Annotated in this window: 20 protein-coding genes; 8 read left to right on the top strand and 12 right to left on the bottom strand. The window is 35.3% G+C overall.

Translation table 11 applies throughout. The features are described from left to right. Positions 1–248: 248 nt before the first annotated feature. Entirely contained in the window at positions 249–1,982 is a 1,734-nt protein-coding gene (locus tag GKP30_RS04365; RefSeq protein ID WP_216828188.1) for a BCCT family transporter, read from the bottom strand. Positions 1,983–2,567: 585 nt separating this feature from the next. On the opposite strand from GKP30_RS04365, the gene GKP30_RS04370 reads away from it, so the two are divergent. Then, positions 2,568–3,224: a potassium channel family protein gene (locus GKP30_RS04370; RefSeq protein ID WP_216828432.1), complete on the top strand. Its 657-nt coding sequence runs from the start codon at positions 2,568–2,570 to the stop codon at positions 3,222–3,224. 24 nt (positions 3,225–3,248) lie between these two features. Here GKP30_RS04370 and GKP30_RS23715 read toward each other — a convergent pair whose 3' ends face one another. Next, entirely contained in the window at positions 3,249–3,371 is a 123-nt protein-coding gene (locus GKP30_RS23715) for a hypothetical protein (RefSeq protein ID WP_268884659.1), read from the bottom strand. Between the two features lie 174 nt (positions 3,372–3,545). Here GKP30_RS23715 and msrB point away from each other — a divergent pair, with 174 nt between their 5' ends. Beyond that, positions 3,546–4,505, top strand: a complete 960-nt coding sequence (gene msrB / locus GKP30_RS04375; RefSeq protein ID WP_328703117.1) for a peptide-methionine (R)-S-oxide reductase MsrB — start codon at positions 3,546–3,548, stop codon at positions 4,503–4,505. A gap of 348 nt (positions 4,506–4,853) precedes the next feature. On the opposite strand, the gene GKP30_RS04380 is transcribed toward msrB, so the two are convergent. The 4 genes from GKP30_RS04380 to GKP30_RS04395 all read right to left on the bottom strand — a co-directional run bounded on the left by GKP30_RS04380 (position 4,854) and on the right by GKP30_RS04395 (position 8,523). Continuing rightward, positions 4,854–5,867: an ABC transporter permease subunit gene (locus GKP30_RS04380; RefSeq protein ID WP_216828189.1), complete on the bottom strand. Its 1,014-nt coding sequence runs from the start codon at positions 5,865–5,867 to the stop codon at positions 4,854–4,856. After that, positions 5,857–6,735, bottom strand: coding sequence for an ATP-binding cassette domain-containing protein (locus GKP30_RS04385; RefSeq protein WP_216828190.1), 879 nt, complete (start codon positions 6,733–6,735; stop codon positions 5,857–5,859). The genes GKP30_RS04380 and GKP30_RS04385 overlap by 11 nt, the downstream gene beginning before the upstream one ends. Further along, positions 6,722–7,120: a GntR family transcriptional regulator gene (locus tag GKP30_RS04390; RefSeq protein WP_216828191.1), complete on the bottom strand. Its 399-nt coding sequence runs from the start codon at positions 7,118–7,120 to the stop codon at positions 6,722–6,724. Before GKP30_RS04390 ends, GKP30_RS04385 begins: the two co-directional genes overlap by 14 nt. Positions 7,121–7,308: 188 nt before the next feature. Beyond that, positions 7,309–8,523 carry a NupC/NupG family nucleoside CNT transporter gene (locus GKP30_RS04395; RefSeq protein ID WP_216828192.1) on the bottom strand — a complete coding sequence of 405 codons (1,215 nt, stop codon included), beginning with the start codon at positions 8,521–8,523 and terminating at the stop codon, positions 7,309–7,311. Between the two features lie 389 nt (positions 8,524–8,912). Between GKP30_RS04395 and fumC the strand changes: the two genes are divergently transcribed. Next, positions 8,913–10,301: a class II fumarate hydratase gene (gene fumC, locus GKP30_RS04400; RefSeq protein WP_216828193.1), complete on the top strand. Its 1,389-nt coding sequence runs from the start codon at positions 8,913–8,915 to the stop codon at positions 10,299–10,301. Positions 10,302–10,422: 121 nt separating this feature from the next. Here fumC and GKP30_RS04405 read toward each other — a convergent pair whose 3' ends face one another. Both GKP30_RS04405 and GKP30_RS04410 read right to left on the bottom strand, forming a co-directional pair. After that, positions 10,423–10,617 carry a hypothetical protein gene (locus GKP30_RS04405; protein ID WP_216828194.1) on the bottom strand — a complete coding sequence of 65 codons (195 nt, stop codon included), beginning with the start codon at positions 10,615–10,617 and terminating at the stop codon, positions 10,423–10,425. A gap of 135 nt (positions 10,618–10,752) precedes the next feature. Next, positions 10,753–11,304 carry a phosphatidylglycerophosphatase A family protein gene (locus GKP30_RS04410; RefSeq protein ID WP_216828195.1) on the bottom strand — a complete coding sequence of 184 codons (552 nt, stop codon included), beginning with the start codon at positions 11,302–11,304 and terminating at the stop codon, positions 10,753–10,755. A gap of 390 nt (positions 11,305–11,694) precedes the next feature. Here GKP30_RS04410 and GKP30_RS04415 point away from each other — a divergent pair, with 390 nt between their 5' ends. The 4 genes from GKP30_RS04415 (at position 11,695) to mscL (ending at position 14,248) form a co-directional block, all read left to right on the top strand. Beyond that, the gene (locus tag GKP30_RS04415; RefSeq protein WP_216828196.1) at positions 11,695–12,423 is read left to right on the top strand and encodes an alpha/beta hydrolase; all 729 of its coding nucleotides are present in this window, start codon (positions 11,695–11,697) and stop codon (positions 12,421–12,423) included. Between the two features lie 120 nt (positions 12,424–12,543). Next, positions 12,544–13,059, top strand: a complete 516-nt coding sequence (locus tag GKP30_RS04420; protein WP_216828197.1) for a YjcG family protein — start codon at positions 12,544–12,546, stop codon at positions 13,057–13,059. 2 nt (positions 13,060–13,061) lie between these two features. Next, positions 13,062–13,484: a GNAT family N-acetyltransferase gene (locus tag GKP30_RS04425; protein ID WP_216828198.1), complete on the top strand. Its 423-nt coding sequence runs from the start codon at positions 13,062–13,064 to the stop codon at positions 13,482–13,484. Positions 13,485–13,744: 260 nt separating this feature from the next. Then, positions 13,745–14,248: a large conductance mechanosensitive channel protein MscL gene (mscL, locus tag GKP30_RS04430; RefSeq protein ID WP_216828199.1), complete on the top strand. Its 504-nt coding sequence runs from the start codon at positions 13,745–13,747 to the stop codon at positions 14,246–14,248. On the opposite strand, the gene GKP30_RS04435 is transcribed toward mscL, so the two are convergent. From GKP30_RS04435 to GKP30_RS04450, 4 genes are all read right to left on the bottom strand, one after another. Next, positions 14,245–14,538 carry an HNH endonuclease gene (locus GKP30_RS04435; protein WP_216828200.1) on the bottom strand — a complete coding sequence of 98 codons (294 nt, stop codon included), beginning with the start codon at positions 14,536–14,538 and terminating at the stop codon, positions 14,245–14,247. The genes mscL and GKP30_RS04435 overlap by 4 nt on opposite strands. 8 nt (positions 14,539–14,546) lie before the next feature. Then, entirely contained in the window at positions 14,547–15,440 is an 894-nt protein-coding gene (locus GKP30_RS04440; RefSeq protein WP_216828201.1) for an MBL fold metallo-hydrolase, read from the bottom strand. After that, entirely contained in the window at positions 15,430–15,618 is a 189-nt protein-coding gene (locus GKP30_RS04445) for a hypothetical protein (RefSeq protein WP_216828202.1), read from the bottom strand. The genes GKP30_RS04440 and GKP30_RS04445 overlap by 11 nt, the downstream gene beginning before the upstream one ends. Positions 15,619–15,740: 122 nt before the next feature. Further along, positions 15,741–15,974, bottom strand: a complete 234-nt coding sequence (locus tag GKP30_RS04450; protein WP_216828203.1) for a hypothetical protein — start codon at positions 15,972–15,974, stop codon at positions 15,741–15,743. A 239-nt stretch (positions 15,975–16,213) separates the two neighbouring features. Here GKP30_RS04450 and GKP30_RS04455 point away from each other — a divergent pair, with 239 nt between their 5' ends. Further along, positions 16,214–18,508 carry an ATP-dependent helicase gene (locus tag GKP30_RS04455; RefSeq protein ID WP_328703118.1) on the top strand — a complete coding sequence of 765 codons (2,295 nt, stop codon included), beginning with the start codon at positions 16,214–16,216 and terminating at the stop codon, positions 18,506–18,508. Positions 18,509–18,601 lie beyond the last annotated feature (93 nt).

Raw genomic sequence — 18,601 nt, forward strand, 5'->3', positions numbered from 1 at the left:
GATTTTCCTTCCTTAGAAAATCGGGTCCGCACATAACGAAGTGCATTGTACCATGTTTTCTAAATTAGGCAAATATGCATGTAACCGTATTTCATCCGCTATTTCCCTCCTATTTCTCCATTTTTCTTTAGAAATCTTAATTTTTCATATAAAATTCATATTTACATGGTAATTCTCGTCATGCAACATTCTTTGAGTACAGACACAAAAGAAAAGAGACCAACAATATGTTAGCCTCTTACTATTACTTACTCTTTCTTAGTATTAGGTTTGTGGTCATCTGTTTCGATTTCTTCGATAATTTCTTCTTTCATTTCTTCATAAATTTCTTCTTTGAATTCCTCTAATACTTCTTCTTTAATTTCATCTCTAACTTCTTCTAACATTTCTTCTTTTAATTCTTCATATATGTCATCTTTCATTTCTTCACGAACTTCTTCTTTAATGGCTTCAATTTGTTTTGTTCGTTTCTTTTTCGTAATGGAACGATAATCTTTGCTAATCATTAAAAACATTGAAACTGCCATTGTAAGCATGATGATGGCAAATGGTAAAGCAGCTATGATTGAAGCTGTCTGTAGGCCTTGTAAGCCTCCACTTAATAAAAGCACACTTGCTGTCGCTGCAATTAATAGTCCCCAGATCAGTTTTATATACAAGGCAGGTGCTAAGCTTCCTCTAGAAGTCATCGCTCCTAGTACATAGGAAGCTGAATCCGCTGAAGTAATAAAAAAGATAATAATTAACAATACAGATAAAACACTCATGACCGCTCCAAGCGGTAACTCTGCAAGCGTAGCGAATAGAGCCACTTCAACATTATTCATAACAATTTCAGCAATGTTACTTCCAGCTGTTCGTTGCAGGTGTAGTGCTGTTCCTCCAAATGCTGTAAACCAAATTAAACCGAGAAGCGATGGAACAAATAATACTCCAAATACGAATTCACGAATCGTTCTCCCTCTTGAAATTCTTGCTATGAATAAGCCCATAAAAGGAGCCCATGAAATATGCCATGCCCAGAAGAAAATTGTATAGGCGCCTAGCCAAACACTATCTGCAAATGGCGTCATCGTTAAACTCATTGGAATAATATTGGAAATATATCCACCTAATGTTGTTACAACACCTTCCGCAATAAAAAGGGTCGGACCAAAGATGATCATAAATAACAAAAGAATAGCTGCAATCGTTAAGTTTGTCACACTTAGTATTCGGATCCCTTTATTTAATCCTGTACCAGCAGAAAACATAAATAAAATCGTAACTACTAGGATAACCACAAGCTGTGTTGTCGTATTATTAGGAATTGGGGTTAAGTAGGACAATCCCCCTGTAATCTGCATAGCACTTAGACCAAATGTTGTTGCTACACCAGTAGAAGTAGCCAGGACTGCTAAAATATCAATACCACGTCCAAACCAACCATTAATACGGTCACCTAAAATAGGATAAAACGCTGAACTAATAAGGGCTGGTTGATCTTTACGATATTGAACATAAGCTAATGTTAAAGCTACTAAACCAAAGATCGCCCATGGGTGCAACGCCCAGTGATATACTGCATAACGTAAACCCATATTAGCAGCTTCTACCGTTTCTGGAGTCACGCCATATGGTGGGTCCATATAATAAAGCACGGGCTCAGCCACTCCCCAGAAAACAAACCCTACCCCGATACCAGCGGAGAAAAGCATTCCTATCCATGTATAATATGAATACTCAGGATTATCTTCTGGTTTTCCAAGCTTCATCTTTCCGAATGGACTAATCGCTAAGAAGAGTACAAATGCGATAAAGATGGCTGTTACAATCATATAAAACCAGCCAAAGTTTTCAATCGTTGTAGCTAATAAATCACTTGCTGCTGCTTCTAGGCCTCCTGGTGAAAATACACCCCATAATACAAATAAACTTACTAGTATAGCCGATATAACAAAGACACTACCTGGCTTTTTCGTGTTGTACGTATACTTTTCCATGTTTCCCTTACGAACAAGTACTTGGTCGTAAGGTCCCTCCCTTCAATTTCAAAAGCTCTCTTATTGCTTTATTAATAGCTAATTGTAGTTTCCTATTTCATATAGTAAAAACCAATTATTACTGTTTGTGGATGAATTTTATGGTTTATATTACGTTTCCTCACCTTTTTTTCATTTATTCAATAAGGAGTAGGAAACATACTTCCCTTTGTTCATGTTACACCCACGAAGCAAGTTTATATTATATCACTATATCAAACGAAGTTAAAAATAAACGTATTTTTTATATGGAGTTTATACTAAGAAAAGATGTCCTATAACAGGTGTTTAGCCCTCTTTATTTTCCCGATGTAAAGTCTGCTAAACGTCGCACATGTTTATTGGGTCTTTTTATTACGAGGTCATATTTACTTTTCCTCTTTTTTACATTCAATATACCCCGCGCCCACTTGTAGGAATTTGTACCCTTACTATTTACACAAAGCTTTCTTAATAAATACAAGTGAAGCTTGAGCATACTAATTGCAAATAAACATTTTGCGGTTCTTAATTGACAAGGGAAAGGAGGAAAAACGTAAGGTGAAGGTGAAAAAACAATTTGCTGTCATTGGGTTAGGGCGATTTGGAAGTAGTGTAAGTAAAGAGCTTTATAAACTAGGGCATGATGTTCTTGCCATAGATAACAATGAAGAAAAAGTGAATAACATGACAGAGCATTCAACTCATAGTGTCATTGCAAGCGGAACAGATGAAAGTGCATTACATTCCCTTGGGATACGCAATTTTGATTATGTCATTGTGGCAATTGGCGACAACATTCAGTCAAGTATCCTTTGCACACTCATTCTTAAAGAATTAGGTGTAGCAAATGTATGGGTTAAAGCGCAGAATTATTATCACCATCGTGTGCTCGAAAAAATTGGAGCTGATCGAATTGTTCATCCCGAACAAGATATGGGCATTCGAATCGCGCAACATCTCGTATCCGAAAAAATCGTCGACTATATCGAATTGTCAGATGAATATAGTATCGTTGAGGTTATTGCTACAGAAAAAGTTGCAAATAGATCACTCGATCAATTAGATGTTCGTGCCAAATTTGGCTGTACAATACTTGCAATCAAACGTGGAAAAGATATTAATATCTCTCCCTTTCCAACAGACTTAATAGAACTGAACGATATTTTGATTGTTATTGGACATAAAAATGATCTGAAAAGATTTGAAGAAGAAGGAATGTAAAGTTTGTAATAATTAATAAATTGATTATGACCAATGCTTAACTACTCGGATAATCAATCTTGGTAGAAAGAAAAGAACTTCTAGAAACATTTCAAAGAGAAAATAAGACCAACCACTTTCTGACTTTTTCTTTTGATTTTTCGCCATCGCATGATCACTCCTTGTTTAATACTTAACTTTACTTACGAATTAAATAGTAATTTGGTTTCTTAGAATTTTTTTCCCTCATAATTACTATTAGGCAGGGCATTTTCTTTGTTTTTCTTTTCATTTTGTTTGTATACTACTTACATAAATTGTTTTCCTAAAGGAGGTAAACTTGTGGTTAATAATACGTTTGAAGTCGCAACTTTTGCTGGCGGATGTTTCTGGTGTATGGTTACACCATTTGATGAATTACCAGGAATAGAAAGAGTAGTATCAGGTTATACAGGAGGTCATAAAGAGAACCCTACATACGAAGAGGTTTGTAGTGAAACAACTGGTCATTATGAGGCTGTACAAATTACGTACGACCCAACAATATTCCCCTATGAAAAATTAGTAAAAATCTTTTGGCAACAAATTGACCCAACCGATCCTGGCGGGCAATTTCATGATCGTGGCCACTCCTATAAAACAGTGATCTTTTATCATACCGAGGAACAGAAAAGGGTTGCCGAAGACTCTAAAAAAGAACTAGAACAAAGCGGTCGTTTTTCAAAGCCGATAGTAACAGAGATATTACCTGCAACAACTTTTTATCCAGCAGAAGAATATCATCAAGACTTCTACAAGAAAAATTCATTTAGATACATGACATATAGAAAAGGTTCTGGGCGAGACCATTTTATCAAAGAAAATTGGTCTGTGAATAAAGATCCTGAAACACTTAAGAAAACCTTAACACCAATGCAGTATGAAGTAACACAAAATAACGGAACAGAGCCACCTTTTCATAATGAATATTGGAATAATGAGGAAGAAGGTATATATGTAGACATTGTTTCTGGTGAACCTTTATTTAGTTCATTTGATAAGTTTGACGCAGGTTGTGGCTGGCCTAGTTTTTCAAAACCACTGCATCACAATCGACTTGCTGAAGATCTAGATACAAGTCATGGAATGAGAAGAATTGAAGTTCGGAGTAAAAACTCTGATTCCCACTTAGGCCATGTATTCGATGACGGTCCTAAGCCAACTGGGTTACGCTACTGTATCAATTCGGCAGCATTAAAATTTATTCATAAGGACGATCTTGAAAAAGAAGGTTACGGGGAATACAAAAGCCTATTTAAATAACACTTTATCTTGATGATTTATATTGAACTAATCAGGACTCCTAGGGTGAAACTTTGCCTTAGGAGTCTTAAACATGAAAAATTACTCATTACTTTACTCTAAAAATCTGTGATTATACTCATTCTCCTATTTGAATAAACATGAAGCAAAACAAAAAATCACATGGAACTCTCCTTATTAGAAAAGTCCATGTGACGCTATTCGTACTAAATTGTTTTACTACATCTATATTTAAATTACTTCTTTAGGATAGTAGGTTCATATTTTCAATATAAACAAAACAAAAAGCTAGAAAACAAAGTAAAACGATATACAACCAAAAAACTCTCTTCATCTCTTCTCACCTTTTTATTTATTCTTAACTGTTACATTCATCGTAAATAGTCTTGTCGTTAATTTATAAGATAGGTATAGGAAGACAATAAACCCTATCCAATAGAATACGATAGTCAGTATATTACCATTCGTGTATGGCGTCAAGCTTGAAATTAGCATTCCACCTAATAAAGCAAAACAAACGATAATTCCAACTTTAAAGATTGGCTGTAACCCTTTAAAAATAAGGAATTCACCATTATGTTCGGTTTTATTTACCATATACAATCGAGTCGCAATGACTGTGAAAACAATAGTAGCTATTATCGGTAAAATTAATGGTTTATTGGAGTACGTATCAATGGAATAAATAGGCCAAACCAGATAAGTAAGTGCTTCAGGTTCTGGTAAATAACCGTTCGTATGGACCATCCAAAATCCTTGTATTAAGAAATAAAATCCAAATGGGAAAAACGTAAAAATAAACGTTAAAGCCATTTGAGAGATCATTTCCCCAGCGATCGTTCCTATTAACATAGCAAAACTAAACATTGTTATAAATCCTAATAGCGGAGTAACAAAAAGTTGCACATGTGAAAATTGTTCTAAGAAATGGCTATAATCAGAAGTTGCGACTAATAGATACGCCACAAAGTAATTGACTGTGTAGAAAGTAGTGATTGACAAAAATCCTACAAGCCATTTGGTTAAAAATAAATCACTACGCTTGTATGGAAGAGCAAATGAGAAGTCATTTTTTCTCGTATTTCTTTCTGATCCAATCATAATTCCAGCAAGTAAGACGATGAGAATTAAGCCTAAAAATGTGGCAAAACCACCAAAAAACAATGAACGTACCATATAATCATTGACAATCGGATGTGAATACATATCTGGATTTAATGCCGCATTTTTCTCTAATGTCTTCCAGCTTTCTAAACTAAGCGAAACTCGAATAGGAAAATCAAAGAAGAATAATAGAAGTAATCCAAAAATTAATGCTTTTGTTTGCTTATATTCTTTCATCCACAATGCCTTATTCAACATACTCTTCACCTCCAAGCTTTGCAACGAAAATATCTTCTAAAGCAACAGATAGTTCCTCGTATAATAACGGTTCATACTTTTTTATTTCCGCTTCTATTTCTGCCAAATTACCATCAATTAATAGCGTGTAAACTCTCCCCGTTTGATTTAAAATTTTTACCTTTTTATTTAGTTCTACAGGCAAATATTCTTTAAAAACAACTTGAACTTTTCGATAAGTTTGTTTCATTACATCAAGATCATAGTTAGAATTAATCGTTCTATCTTTTAGGACAATAATTTGATCAGCCATAAATTCCAACTCATCTAAACGGTGTGAAGAAATAATAACTGACACTTGTTGCTCTGCTACTTCCTCTATAATGTAGCGTAATATTTTCTTTTTAATAATGACATCGAGCCCATCAGTTGGTTCATCTAGTAGGATGTACTTCGCTCTCGTTGAAAAGGCTAATACAAGTGCAAACAATGCTTTCATCCCTTTAGAATATGTTCCCACTCTCTTCGTCTTCGGTAAAGAAAAGCGATCTAGCAATCCGTAAAAATACTCCTCATCAAAATTAGGATATATTTCTTTATACAACTTAACAATTTCTCTAGTAGAATAACTTTTTAAGGCTTCTGGTGAGTCAGGTACGAAAACGATATCCTTTTTTACTTCAGGGTTTTTATAGATACTTTTCCCATCTAAAAGAACATCACCTTTAGATGGCAAAAGAATTCCAACTAATAAACGTAGGAGTGTTGTTTTTCCTGCACCATTTCGCCCAATTAATCCAATGATGTTACCTGGCTTTAATTGAAAGCTGATATCTGAAAGCACCTGTTGATTATGGATCGACTTTGACAGCTGATTAATTTCTATCATCAGACTCCCCCCCTATAACTTTATATAAATCGTCTATCCACTGCTGAAGTTCTTCTTTTGTTATCCCTAAATACACACTATCAATAACGAGCTGCTCTAGAGACTTCTTCATTTTCTCTCTCTCCTTTTCAGACGCTTCTATATTCTCACCTTCTGCAACAAACGTCCCTTTCCCCCTAATCGTTACAATAATCCCTTGCCGTTCAAGTTCTTTGTAAGCCTTACTTACAGTATTAGGATTAATTACTATTTGCGAACTTAATTCTCGGACTGACGGGAGCTTTTCATTAGCTAAGATTATCCCCTTTGCTCGCAGTTCTTTAATTTGCATAATAATTTGTTCATATAATGGTACATTACTTTTTGGATCAATTCGTAAAAGCATGCATTCACCACCCTCTTTAGGTTGCTTCTATCTGTCTGTTGTGTATTACATAATGTAGTACACTTAATACATTATTATCTTTTCCAGCTCCTGTCAATACCAAATAGATAAAAATAAATTTATAATTTTTATCTCGAAAATTAATGTAAAAAAAGCCCTCTTGTGAAGAGAGCTCTTAGCTGCAAAACTTAAAATAACATTCCTGCCACAGCACCACTTAATAGGGATGCTAACATACCTGCAACGACAGCACGTAGACCTAGTTTTGCAATATCACTTCGCCTGTCAGGTGCTAGATTACCTAGGCCGCCCAGTAATATCGCCAATGAGGAAAAGTTTGCAAAACCACAAAGTGCAAAACTGACAACTGCAACCGTTTTTTCTGACAAATTATCAATTTGCGGGGCAAAGGAAAGGTAAGCAACAAATTCATTAACAACGAGCTTTTGTCCAATAAATCCTCCTGCTGTAACAGCCTCATGCCAGGGTACTCCAATAGCAAATGCTAATGGAGCAAAGAGAAACCCTAGTATCCCTTCTAAGGTTAGAGCGCTGACCCCAAATAACCCACCAATTGCACCAAGAATGCCATTAATCAGTGCAATTAAAGCAACAAAAGCAAGTAACATCGCTGCAATATTTAGAGCTAAAGTTAATCCAACACTTGCACCTCTAGCAGCTGCATCGATAACATTAGCTGATTCTTTATCTTTCTCCATCTGAAAATCGCCAGTAATATCATCTTTATTTACTTCTGGTACGATCATTTTAGCCATAACTAATCCAGCGGGAGCAGCCATAAAGCTTGCAGCTAACAAATAATCTAAGGGCACTCCCAACAATGCATATCCAACTAGGACTGACCCAGCAACAGATGCAAGGCCTCCTGTCATAACAGCAAATAATTCAGATTTCGTCATTTTAGATATGTAGGGTCTAATAACGAGTGGGGCTTCAGTTTGACCGACAAAGATATTAGCGGCAGCACTCATTGATTCAGCTTTGCTAGTCCCTAGCAGTTTAGCTAGTGCCCCACCAATTAGCTTAATAACCCACTGCATAATATTTAAATAATAAAGTACAGAAATTAACGACGAAAAGAAAATTATGACCGATAAAACGTTAATTGCAAACATAAAAATTCCATTTTCTTCAACAAACATTTCTCCAAACACAAAACCAATTCCTGCGTTTGCATAATCAATAATACTTCCGACCACTTGTGTCAACCAATTTAGTATTTCTCTTCCTACAGGAACTTTTAATACAATTATTGCAAATAAAAGCTGTATTGCAAATCCTCCAAGTACTGTTCTTAAATTGATGGCGCTTCGTTTCGTTGAAAGTAAAAAAGCAATAGCAAAAATGACGATGACTCCAAATATCCCCCAAAGTATATTCATCTTACCCACCTCATTATGTAGAACTAAAGAGAAATCCATTGCGTTCTAAGTAATGAGATTATTATTAGCAAAGCTGGAAATATCATTCAGTTACAAATCAACATTTTAGAATACTGATATTCTTGCTATTTAACTTTCTGTGTAGCCTAACTTTATTCTGTAAAGAAAAGCTTACCTCTGATGCTTGTGTTCCTTCATCCCTTCTTCTCTAGCGGACACGATCTCTTCTCTTGCTTTCCCTCATCCTCCTAGTTTCTTCCTATAGTGGGCACGATCCAAATGATTTTGAAAGAAATTGATAAGAAATCATATAAATAAAGGAGAAAAGGGTATTTATTAACAAAAAATATATAAAGCTATGTATATCATAACGTTTGGAGGAATGGCGAATGGAATTTCGGATTGAAAAAGATACATTAGGAGAAGTAAAAGTACCAAGTGATAAATCATGGGGAGCACAAACACAAAGAAGTTTAGAAAACTTTAAAATTGGTAATGAAAAAATGCCGATACAAGTAATGCATGCTTTTGCGATCCTAAAAAAATCTGCTGCAATAGTTAATCATGATATTAACAACCTTGAGACAGAAAAAAAGGACGCGATTGTTGCTGTAGCCGATCAAATCATCACTGGTAAATTCGATGAACACTTCCCACTCGCAGTGTGGCAAACAGGGAGTGGCACGCAGTCAAATATGAATATAAATGAAGTGATTGCCCATGAAGCCAATCAAATACTAGCAGCGAAAAATTACAAAGAACTTGTTCACCCCAATGATGATGTAAATCGCTCACAAAGTTCTAATGATACGTTTCCAACAGCAATGCATATTGCAGCTGTTGACCAAGTAAATAAGTCGTTACTTCCAGCTATTCAGAAGATGAAAACAACCATGGAAAGTAAAGTGAAGGAATTCGAGGATATTATTAAAATTGGCCGCACACATTTACAAGATGCAACTCCTTTAACACTCGGTCAGGAGATCAGTGGCTGGCATCGTATGCTCGAAAAATCGGAAAGTATGATTATCGAAAGCTTAGAACATATGAAAGAGTTAGCCATCGGAGGAACCGCTGTTGGAACAGGTATCAATGCGCACCCACAATTTGGGGATAAAGTTGCAGAAGAAATTAGTAAAATAACAAACATATCATTTACGTCAGCTAAAAATAAATTTCATGCATTAACAAGCCATGATGAACTTGTGTATGCACATGGTTCATTAAAAGCACTTGCAGCTGATTTGATGAAAATTGCTAATGATATCCGTTGGTTAGCCAGTGGACCTCGCTCGGGAATAGGCGAAATTACGATCCCTGCCAATGAACCTGGAAGTTCAATAATGCCAGGAAAAGTAAATCCAACTCAAAGTGAAGCTCTAACTATGGTTGTTGCTCAAGTGATAGGGAATGATGCTACAATCGGTTTTGCGGCTAGCCAAGGCAACTTTGAATTAAACGTGTTTAAACCTGTCATTATTTATAACTATTTACAATCAGTAAAACTTTTAACTGACGCAATCCATTCATATAACGATAAGTGCCTCGTTGGTATCGAGGCCAATACAGACGTGATCGAGAATTTACTTTCGAGATCGCTTATGCTCGTTACTGCTCTTAATCCTCATATAGGATATGAAAATGCTGCTAAAATTGCTAAAAAGGCTCATGCTGAAGGAACAACCTTACGCGAGGCAGCGATAGCTAGTGGTTTGTTATCAGGAGAAAAATTTGATGAAATCGTTCGTCCTGAAAAAATGATTGGGAAGCATAAATAAAAAGTTTCCCGTCATGTATTAACTAACGTAAAACTTTTTAATTTACGTTTATAATGATGCTAATAAAAAGTTAGTTTGTTATATGAAAATGAACTGCACCTCAACTCTAAAAAAAGAGATGTCAGGACCATTCTGACATCTCATCATACGTATATCTAACAACATACTTATTTGTTTTTAGCTTTTTAATTTCCACACAAGGCCCTATTTCATAACCATTGTGCCAATTATCTTCAAGCTTTGCTTTTAAACACCCTGCTTGAAATTTTGATTGAAATGTTTGCTTCCAATATATCCAACGTGGCGTTTTTCCCATATGTTTTCCCATGCCTTTCAACGATTTTTTTTATTTTATCCAAAAAGCAGAAAAAAGTTTACTCTTCTATAAAAAAATGGGAATTATAATTTAAATCTTATTTATAAGAACTAGCAAAGTGTTGACAGTAGCTTTTTATCCAATTTTATCTTCCAGGTCTAGCTTTTCCAATTCCTGACGACTCCTATTTTCATCACGGTCACGTAAACGATGAGCCAACCTAGCAGCAGCACTTGCTGCAACACTTGCTACTAAATCATCTAAAAATGTATTGGTTTGACCTTTAAAGTCATCCAGTTCTTTAATAATTCCTACTTTCCCTTTATCTAAGTACCCAAATGATGTTACAGCAATACTACCGAACCCAAATACTGATCCTAATGCAATCGTCTCATCTACCCCAAATAACCCTTCATCAGATTTAATAATAGATAATAAAGGTTCAGATAATTGACCTCTTTCTGCTAGTTCATCTAATTCAATACCTACAAGGATTGCATGTTGTATTTCCCGTTTATACAAAACCGCATCAACACTTTCTAGACATTCTTCAAATGTCAAACTTTCATAAAACTTAACCTGAAGGTCATACACAATCTTTGCAATATCTTTTAAGGTCACGCCTCTTTCTTGTAACTTTTTTCTTGCAGCTTGTTCCACAACGTTGGATGGTACTGGTACTTTCAAAAAGTTCTCCCCCTCTAATTATGTACTGCGTAATTTTTGGCTGTGTCAAGGCATTTTGGTGATAATCGACATAAATATAACAAATAAACTATTAATAAAAGATTATTTTAAACAACAAGATCATTTTTTCAAACTACTAGAAATAGTTTAACACATGATCATATATGGATCATTGTATAGGCATCAGAAGCTTTCGGCTAAAACGTGAAAAAGGCAAGCTTATGCTCGGTTATTGGCTTAATAACAAAACAACAATCTTTCGACAAGAGAGCTAAAAAATTCAATAATGATCATAAAAGTTCGTTTTGAAACCGTATTTTCTGCATATATGTTAGAATAATAACATCATCCTGTTGAAAATCTCGACAACAATTTGAAAGGTTGAAGTAAATGAGCAATCAATTGTATGGAACAATTAAAGAAGATCAAATTTACAGTAAATTTTTAAGAAAAGAACTACCTATCATGATTTATTTACCGCCAAATTATTCACCATTATATAGCTATCATTTGCTCATAGCGCAAGATGGTAAGGATTACTTTCAGCTAGGTCGGATTGCTCGTCAAGCTGAAGAGCTTATTTCTAATGATGAAATTGAAGACGTTATCATTATAGGCATTCCTTATGAAAGTGTTCAGGAACGAAGAGAAATGTATCACCCTAACGGTTCACAAACTAACAATTACATACGCTTTTTAGCAGAAGAGCTGGTACCATATGCCGAAAATCAATTTCATACTTTTTCTCTTGCAGCAGGACGAACACTTATTGGCGATTCATTAGCAGGAACTATTTCGTTAATGGCCGCTTTACATTATCCAAATACATTTGGCCAAATTATTCTTCAATCGCCATATGTTAATCAGACGGTATTACAGGAACTGTCTTCTCTAAAGGGGCATCACTTAAAAATTTATCACGTCATTGGAAAAGAAGAAACGAACGTAGAGACAACTAACGGAAAACAAAAAGATTTTCTTACTCCTAATCGTGAATTGAATAAAATACTAGTAAATATGGGAATGACTTATCATTATCATGAATTTGAGGGTGACCACAAGTGGACTTTTTGGCAGCCTGATATTAAATCAGCGCTGAAATATATGTTTAACAAATAAGCCTGTTAAAGGGAAGTTGGGATGGGACTCATTTAATGATTGATATATAACCTTAACGACAATGAGACCGTCCTAATTCACCCCCCCAAAAAAATTTTGTTTAAACAGGAGGATGATATTATGAAATATGGGATTGCGGTATTTCCATCAAAAGCTTTGCAGGACCAAGCAAATTCTTACCGAAAAAGGTATGACTCACACTATTCATTAATCCCTCCTCATATCACGCTAAAGAATCCATTTGAGATTGCTGATGACACATTTGATACCTGTATTAGCTATATAAGGGGTGTGACAAAAGAGATCCCCCCGTTTCCTATTCACTTTTATAAAATTGATTCTTTTTATCCAAATACAAACAAAATTTTTCTGAAAGTACGTTCTAATCCTTCTTTAGAGCAATTACACCGTTTATTACACGAAGGTATAATAAAGCAGGAAATTACACAAAAGTTTACTCCTCATGTAACTATCGCTCAAAACTTAACGAATCAAGAGCATTTCGATGTTCTGGGACAACTAAAAATGCATTCGATTGATCATGAAGAGACAGTCGACCGCATCCAACTGCTCTATCAATTAGATAATGGCTCTTGGACTGTACATGAAACATTTCACTTAGGAAAGGATTGTTAAGCTTGAAAGTAATCGTCGTAGAAAACGAAGCACAATTAAAAGAAGCATACTCTGTAAGAACTACCGTCTTTGTTGAGGAACAAAAAGTACCTGTGGAAGAAGAAATCGATCAATTTGAAAGTGAAGCTACTCATTTTGTCGTCTATGACAACAATCAACCAATTGGGGCTGGGAGATTAAGAGAAGTTGATGGCTACGGAAAGGTTGAAAGAATCTGTATTTTAAAATCCTACCGAAACAAAGGAGTAGGTAAGTTATTAATGGAAGAAATTGAACATGTCGGTCATAAAAAAGGACTTACAAAGTTTAAACTTAATGCACAAATTCAAGCAGAGCCATTTTATAAAACACTTGGTTACGAGACGGTCTCTGGTGAGTTTCTTGATGCTGGTATCCCTCATGTTACAATGACAAAATTACAATAAGTTCAAAACAACAATCAACATTAAAAGAGCTTATAAAAATCGCAGCTGATTATCCAGCTGCTTTTTTATTTTCTATTCAGGTTACATCTATCTTATTGTTAACTGCAATCGCACCACCATATTATTTATTTCTTCAAATGAACAATTTATTTCTTGATTAATTATTATTCATTATTCATTAAACAGTGAGTCAACCGTCATGCTTCTAAGATAAAGTGCATAACATCTGAGAAAGACAACCTCTAAGGTGGGAACGATCAATGAAAATCTTTACTGAATTTAAAGAGTTTGCAATGAGAGGAAATGTTGTTGATATGAGTGTTGGTGTCATTATTGGTACAACATTTGCGACTATTGTACAATCGTTTGTTGATGATGTTTTGATGCCACCCTTTGGCCTTTTAATCGGGAAAGTCGATTTTTCAAACCTTTACATTAATCTTTCATCAACTCACTACAACACTCTTTCAGAAGCTAGGGAAGCAGGTGTACCAACAATTAATTATGGGGTATTCTTAAACCATGCCATTCATTTTTTAATTGTTGCATTTGTACTATTTTTATTCGTAAGACAAATAAATAGGCTACGCCGACCTTCGGGTGATCCGCTCGATCATATGAAACAAAAAATGTGCTCTTTTTGTTTTTCTAATATTCCTTTTAAAGCAACGAGATGTCCGAACTGTACGTCAGAACTCACAGTGGATGAAAATATAGAACCACGAAAGCCTACTAAAATTACGATAAAAAGAAGAATAGGCTAGCGCCTTTTTCTCGTATTGCGTACAGGTACTGATTTAGAAGAGGGTTGTTTCTTTATATACTTTATATATTTCTTAATTTCATCGTCGTCTTTCAACAACTCAATCGTATTTAACCTTATAGCTAACTCTCGATTGGAATAAAGGGCGTGAATTTGTCGGTGACAAGAAAAACAAAGCAGTGCGGTTGGCTGATTCACTCCCCCTTCCTCTCTTGGCGTTAGGTGATGAACAGTCCGTTCTATTGACTCCCTTTCACATAACTCACAAGTCCCTACAGTTGCTCTACCCATTGTTCACCCTACATTCTTTTTAAAGATAGATAATTATCTTCAAACGTCATTTCTACTTGACCATCTTCAACTACTTTTTTTATATATGCGCTAACTGCTGTTCTATATAATGCCCAAGAGGTAAGGTTTTCTATCTTTACTCCGCAGTGTTTACAAAATTCGGCAATCACTTTCTCTATTGGTGTCGACTCTTCTCTGGAAATAATTTTTAATAACTCTTCCTCAACGGTTTGATGGTACTTGATGTTTTTTTCAACTGTACTTTTAAAGTTTTCTTCATAATCACCGTGTCCAGGTACAGCACCCTTAACATCGATAGTTAACAATTTTTCGAGCGTATTTATTGTTTCTAATCCATCAATGATATATGGAATGTTATGTTTATTTAAAGTTTTCTCATCAAAATAACTATCTGCAGCATATAGGACATCATTCATTTGTAACGCTAACATATGATAACTATGTCCAGAAACATTATGTAAAGTCACATCTATTGAACCTATTTTAAAGCTACCGTCACTACAAGTTTGATCAATAAGTACTGGCTTTCCTTCTACAAATTTATTTCTTAACTGTTTGTATGGATTGTTCCCATTTTGTAAATAAATCGGCTCTAATTTGGGGTAGTTTATAATAGCTGATTCCAATTCAGGTGCATATACTTTTACGGACCTTTTCTTTTTTAAGTAAGCTGCACCGCCAAAGTGATCTGCATGCGCATGAGTAATAAATAAATGAGTTAACGGCCAGTTTTTTTCATCTAACTGCTTTAACACTTTTTTTATAGCAGAGTCATCTAAACCAGCATCAATAAGAATACCTTCTTCTTCTGATTTAATATAGCCGATATTAACTGCTCCTTTAAAATAAAAGCAGTGATCGTTAATTTGCTTAAGTTCCATCTCTATGTCCCCTCTTTGTTTGATACATTCGTACAATCGCCATAAATATAAAATTAATCCCGACGATTAAAGCAATAAACGGTCCGAACAAAAATTGATTTTCAAAGGTTAGGCCGATATAAAAAAGAGCACCTGCACCTATTGTAACAATTATTCCAATTATTAGAAAAGATACCATTTTAGCTTACCTCCTTTTTATTTTTTAGTCTTTTCATTACAGTTAAAAATCAACCGATTAAACGTCAACTTTAAGTAGCTTATTACTTAAAAAGTGTTAAAAAGCGCAAAAACAAGCCCTTCTCAGACTTGTTTATCAAAAAGTAATCCTTTTTGCGTTATTTGACCTTCAACTAGTTTCCATTTTTTATATAAGTCTGAACTTTTACATTCCCTTTCTTTCTTGTACTGCTCTAATAAATCTGGCAACTCTATTTTTTGTACCCTTTCTTTCCTTTTAATTGATGCTTGTCTAACCCTCATTCTACTCCCATAATGAACAGCTACGATATTATGATGTGGAGGCACATATCCCAATATTCTTCCTCCTATTGCTAAATTGTTAGAATATTTGAATATTATATGCTGTTTATTCAGTTTTTATTCCAATTATTTCTTTTTATTTCTCATAATATTGTTATTTCTGCACCCCATAAATAATTCACAATTACTGAATTAACGGGTACTCATTCTTCATTATGTAGTTTTCCTTTAACATAATATGTGCTACAATGCTACTTTAGTTATTGTCCGTTCGTTTTAAGGAGGAACACTAAGTGGAAGTCGCATATTGGAATGAACGCTTTGTTCAGTTAACAAAAATAGATGCTAATCAATATCAACAACTATACCGAGACAGTAAGTGTGGAAAAATAACTTGCGTACATTGTGGTGAAAAAATGACCTTTTCTGTGAGTATTAAACACCCACCACACTTTGTTCACTCTCATGATGACAGTGAATGCCAAAAGGCAGTAATGGCTCTCCTAGAAAAGAAAAAAGAAAGAGTTCATGAGAGTCCTAATAAAACTACTGTTGCATTTCGCTTACCAGAACGCCGTTCAATTACGAATAGTGCTTCAGCTACGACAACTGAAATGAATTGGAAGAAGCCTGAAGTTGTTTGTCGGATTTCTTCTTTTTCTGAATTAAATGAGACCCCAAAGATAATTAAACATTCCTATTATGATGATTTGTCTCAAAAAGGGTTTTCTTTAGACGAGTACCAATGGCAAGCCGTTACGACGACAGAAGGACCACTACTCATTTTAGCTGGCGCAGGAAGTGGAAAAACTAGAGTTCTTACAGCAAGAGCTGCTTATATGATGACAGAGGAAAAAATTCCATCTAATCGAATGTTACTTGTAACGTTTACTGCGAAAGCAGCCAGAGAAATGAAGGAACGGATGCTACAGTATCCAAACCTTAAGCAATCAGAGATTAGACAGCTTCTAGTCGGAACTTTTCATAGTATTTTTTATAAGATGCTCATGCATCATGACCCAAACGGCTGGCACCAAGACCGTTTATTAAAATGGGAATGGCAGAAAGAGAAAATTGCTAAGCAAATTGGTCGAGAATTGGGTCTTGAGGAAAAAGAGTTTGCTTACGACCAGGCCCTCACGCAAATCGGATGGTGGAAAAATAACTTAATCATTCCAGACCAAGTTCAACCGAAAGATCTATTCGAAGAACGAACGTTACATATATACAAGCATTACGAAGAAATTAAAGGAAAAGAACAATTATTTGATTTCGACGATATGCTTCTTGGCTGTTATCATTTCTTATCAGAGAACAGTAGTCTTCTAGAGAAATATCAGGAACGCTTTTCCTATATCTCTGTTGATGAATTTCAGGATATTAATAAAGTTCAATATAAAATAGTTCAATTGTTAGCAGAACCACAAAATAATTTATGTGTCGTTGGTGATGACGATCAGTCGATTTATTCCTTCCGAGGAAGTAATCCCGAATACATCTTAAACTTTAAAGCAGATTACCCAGCAACCAAAACCATTATACTTGCTAAAAATTATCGCTCGATTCATTCCATCGTAAGTACGGCAAACTATGTCATTTCAAAAAACAAACACCGATATGACAAAAAACTTTCTGCGTTAACTAACAGTGAGTTTACGCCGCTCGTCTTTTTTCCATATGACGAGGAGCTAGAAGCAACAATTATAGTAGAAGATTTAAAAGAACGCATTGCAAAAGGTGCAAACCCCTCGGACTTTGCCATCCTCTATCGTACGAATGTTTCTACTCGAGCATTATTTGAGCGGCTCGTACATACGAGTTTACCTTTCATTGTTGAACAAGAAGGTGAATCGTTTTATCAGCGTAAAACGGTCAAAAAAATATTAGCTTATATGCACTTATCAATTAATCCAAACCATACTGATGCTATGAGTGACCTTATTGGAGCCTTATTCTTGAAGCAAGACGTCCTCCGGGATTTAAAGGCGTTAAGTATTGTGGAGGATTGCTCATTAGTTGAAGCACTTACTAAACTAACTCAGCTACCACCATTCCAAATAAAAAAACTAAAAACGATTGTGCCTCTTTTTTCAAAAATACAATCCTTAAAACCAGTAGATGCGATTGACTTTATTGAAAAGGAAATGGGATTAACGGATTATTTGAAAAAACAAGGGAATGAGGGTAATTCGATGGATAAAGGGTCAGATGATGTTAGAGACTTACGAGTCGCAGCCCAATCCCATCAATCTGTAGGTGAGTTCCTTGAGTACGTCGACCACATTATTCACAAGCATAAAGAAATTGTCTCTAATAAAAAGGCTATAACTGGTGACGCCATTCAACTCATGACCATTCATCGTTCGAAAGGATTAGAGTTTAAACATGTTTATGTCATCGGTGCTGTTGATGGTGGTATTCCGCACGATTATGCCCTTGATGCATGGCGTGACGGCAACGATGAACCGATAGAGGAAGAACGTAGATTGATGTATGTCGCAATGACACGCGCTAAAGAAGCACTGTATATCTCAGTCCCATCCATGCGCCGCGGCAAAAAAGCAGTCAAATCCAGATTCTTGCGGTAGAAAGAAAAAGTACAACAAAAAGAAAAGAAGGTAAAGAAAAAAGTAAAGAAATAAATGGTGCCAGGCACCTTTAGTATACTAAAGGTGCCTGGC

The sequence above is a fragment of the Alkalihalobacterium elongatum genome (assembly GCF_019024285.1).
Classification (GTDB): Bacteria; Bacillota; Bacilli; order Bacillales; family Bacillaceae_F; genus Alkalihalobacterium; species Alkalihalobacterium elongatum.

Excerpts from the sequence above, each read along its gene's own strand:
- GKP30_RS04365 (WP_216828188.1), bottom strand. The coding sequence starts at position 1,982 with ATGGAAAAGTATACGTACAACACGAAAAAGCCAGGTAGTGTCTTTGTT.
- GKP30_RS23715 (WP_268884659.1), bottom strand. The coding sequence starts at position 3,371 with ATGGCGAAAAATCAAAAGAAAAAGTCAGAAAGTGGTTGGTCTTATTTT.
- GKP30_RS04380 (WP_216828189.1), bottom strand. The coding sequence starts at position 5,867 with ATGTTGAATAAGGCATTGTGGATGAAAGAATATAAGCAAACAAAAGCA.
- GKP30_RS04385 (WP_216828190.1), bottom strand. The coding sequence starts at position 6,735 with ATGATAGAAATTAATCAGCTGTCAAAGTCGATCCATAATCAACAGGTG.
- GKP30_RS04390 (WP_216828191.1), bottom strand. The coding sequence starts at position 7,120 with ATGCTTTTACGAATTGATCCAAAAAGTAATGTACCATTATATGAACAA.
- GKP30_RS04395 (WP_216828192.1), bottom strand. The coding sequence starts at position 8,523 with ATGAATATACTTTGGGGGATATTTGGAGTCATCGTCATTTTTGCTATT.
- fumC (WP_216828193.1), top strand. The coding sequence starts at position 8,913 with ATGGAATTTCGGATTGAAAAAGATACATTAGGAGAAGTAAAAGTACCA.
- GKP30_RS04405 (WP_216828194.1), bottom strand. The coding sequence starts at position 10,617 with ATGGGAAAAACGCCACGTTGGATATATTGGAAGCAAACATTTCAATCA.
- GKP30_RS04415 (WP_216828196.1), top strand. The coding sequence starts at position 11,695 with ATGAGCAATCAATTGTATGGAACAATTAAAGAAGATCAAATTTACAGT.
- GKP30_RS04420 (WP_216828197.1), top strand. The coding sequence starts at position 12,544 with ATGAAATATGGGATTGCGGTATTTCCATCAAAAGCTTTGCAGGACCAA.
- mscL (WP_216828199.1), top strand. The coding sequence starts at position 13,745 with ATGAAAATCTTTACTGAATTTAAAGAGTTTGCAATGAGAGGAAATGTT.
- GKP30_RS04435 (WP_216828200.1), bottom strand. The coding sequence starts at position 14,538 with ATGGGTAGAGCAACTGTAGGGACTTGTGAGTTATGTGAAAGGGAGTCA.
- GKP30_RS04440 (WP_216828201.1), bottom strand. The coding sequence starts at position 15,440 with ATGGAACTTAAGCAAATTAACGATCACTGCTTTTATTTTAAAGGAGCA.
- GKP30_RS04445 (WP_216828202.1), bottom strand. The coding sequence starts at position 15,618 with ATGGTATCTTTTCTAATAATTGGAATAATTGTTACAATAGGTGCAGGT.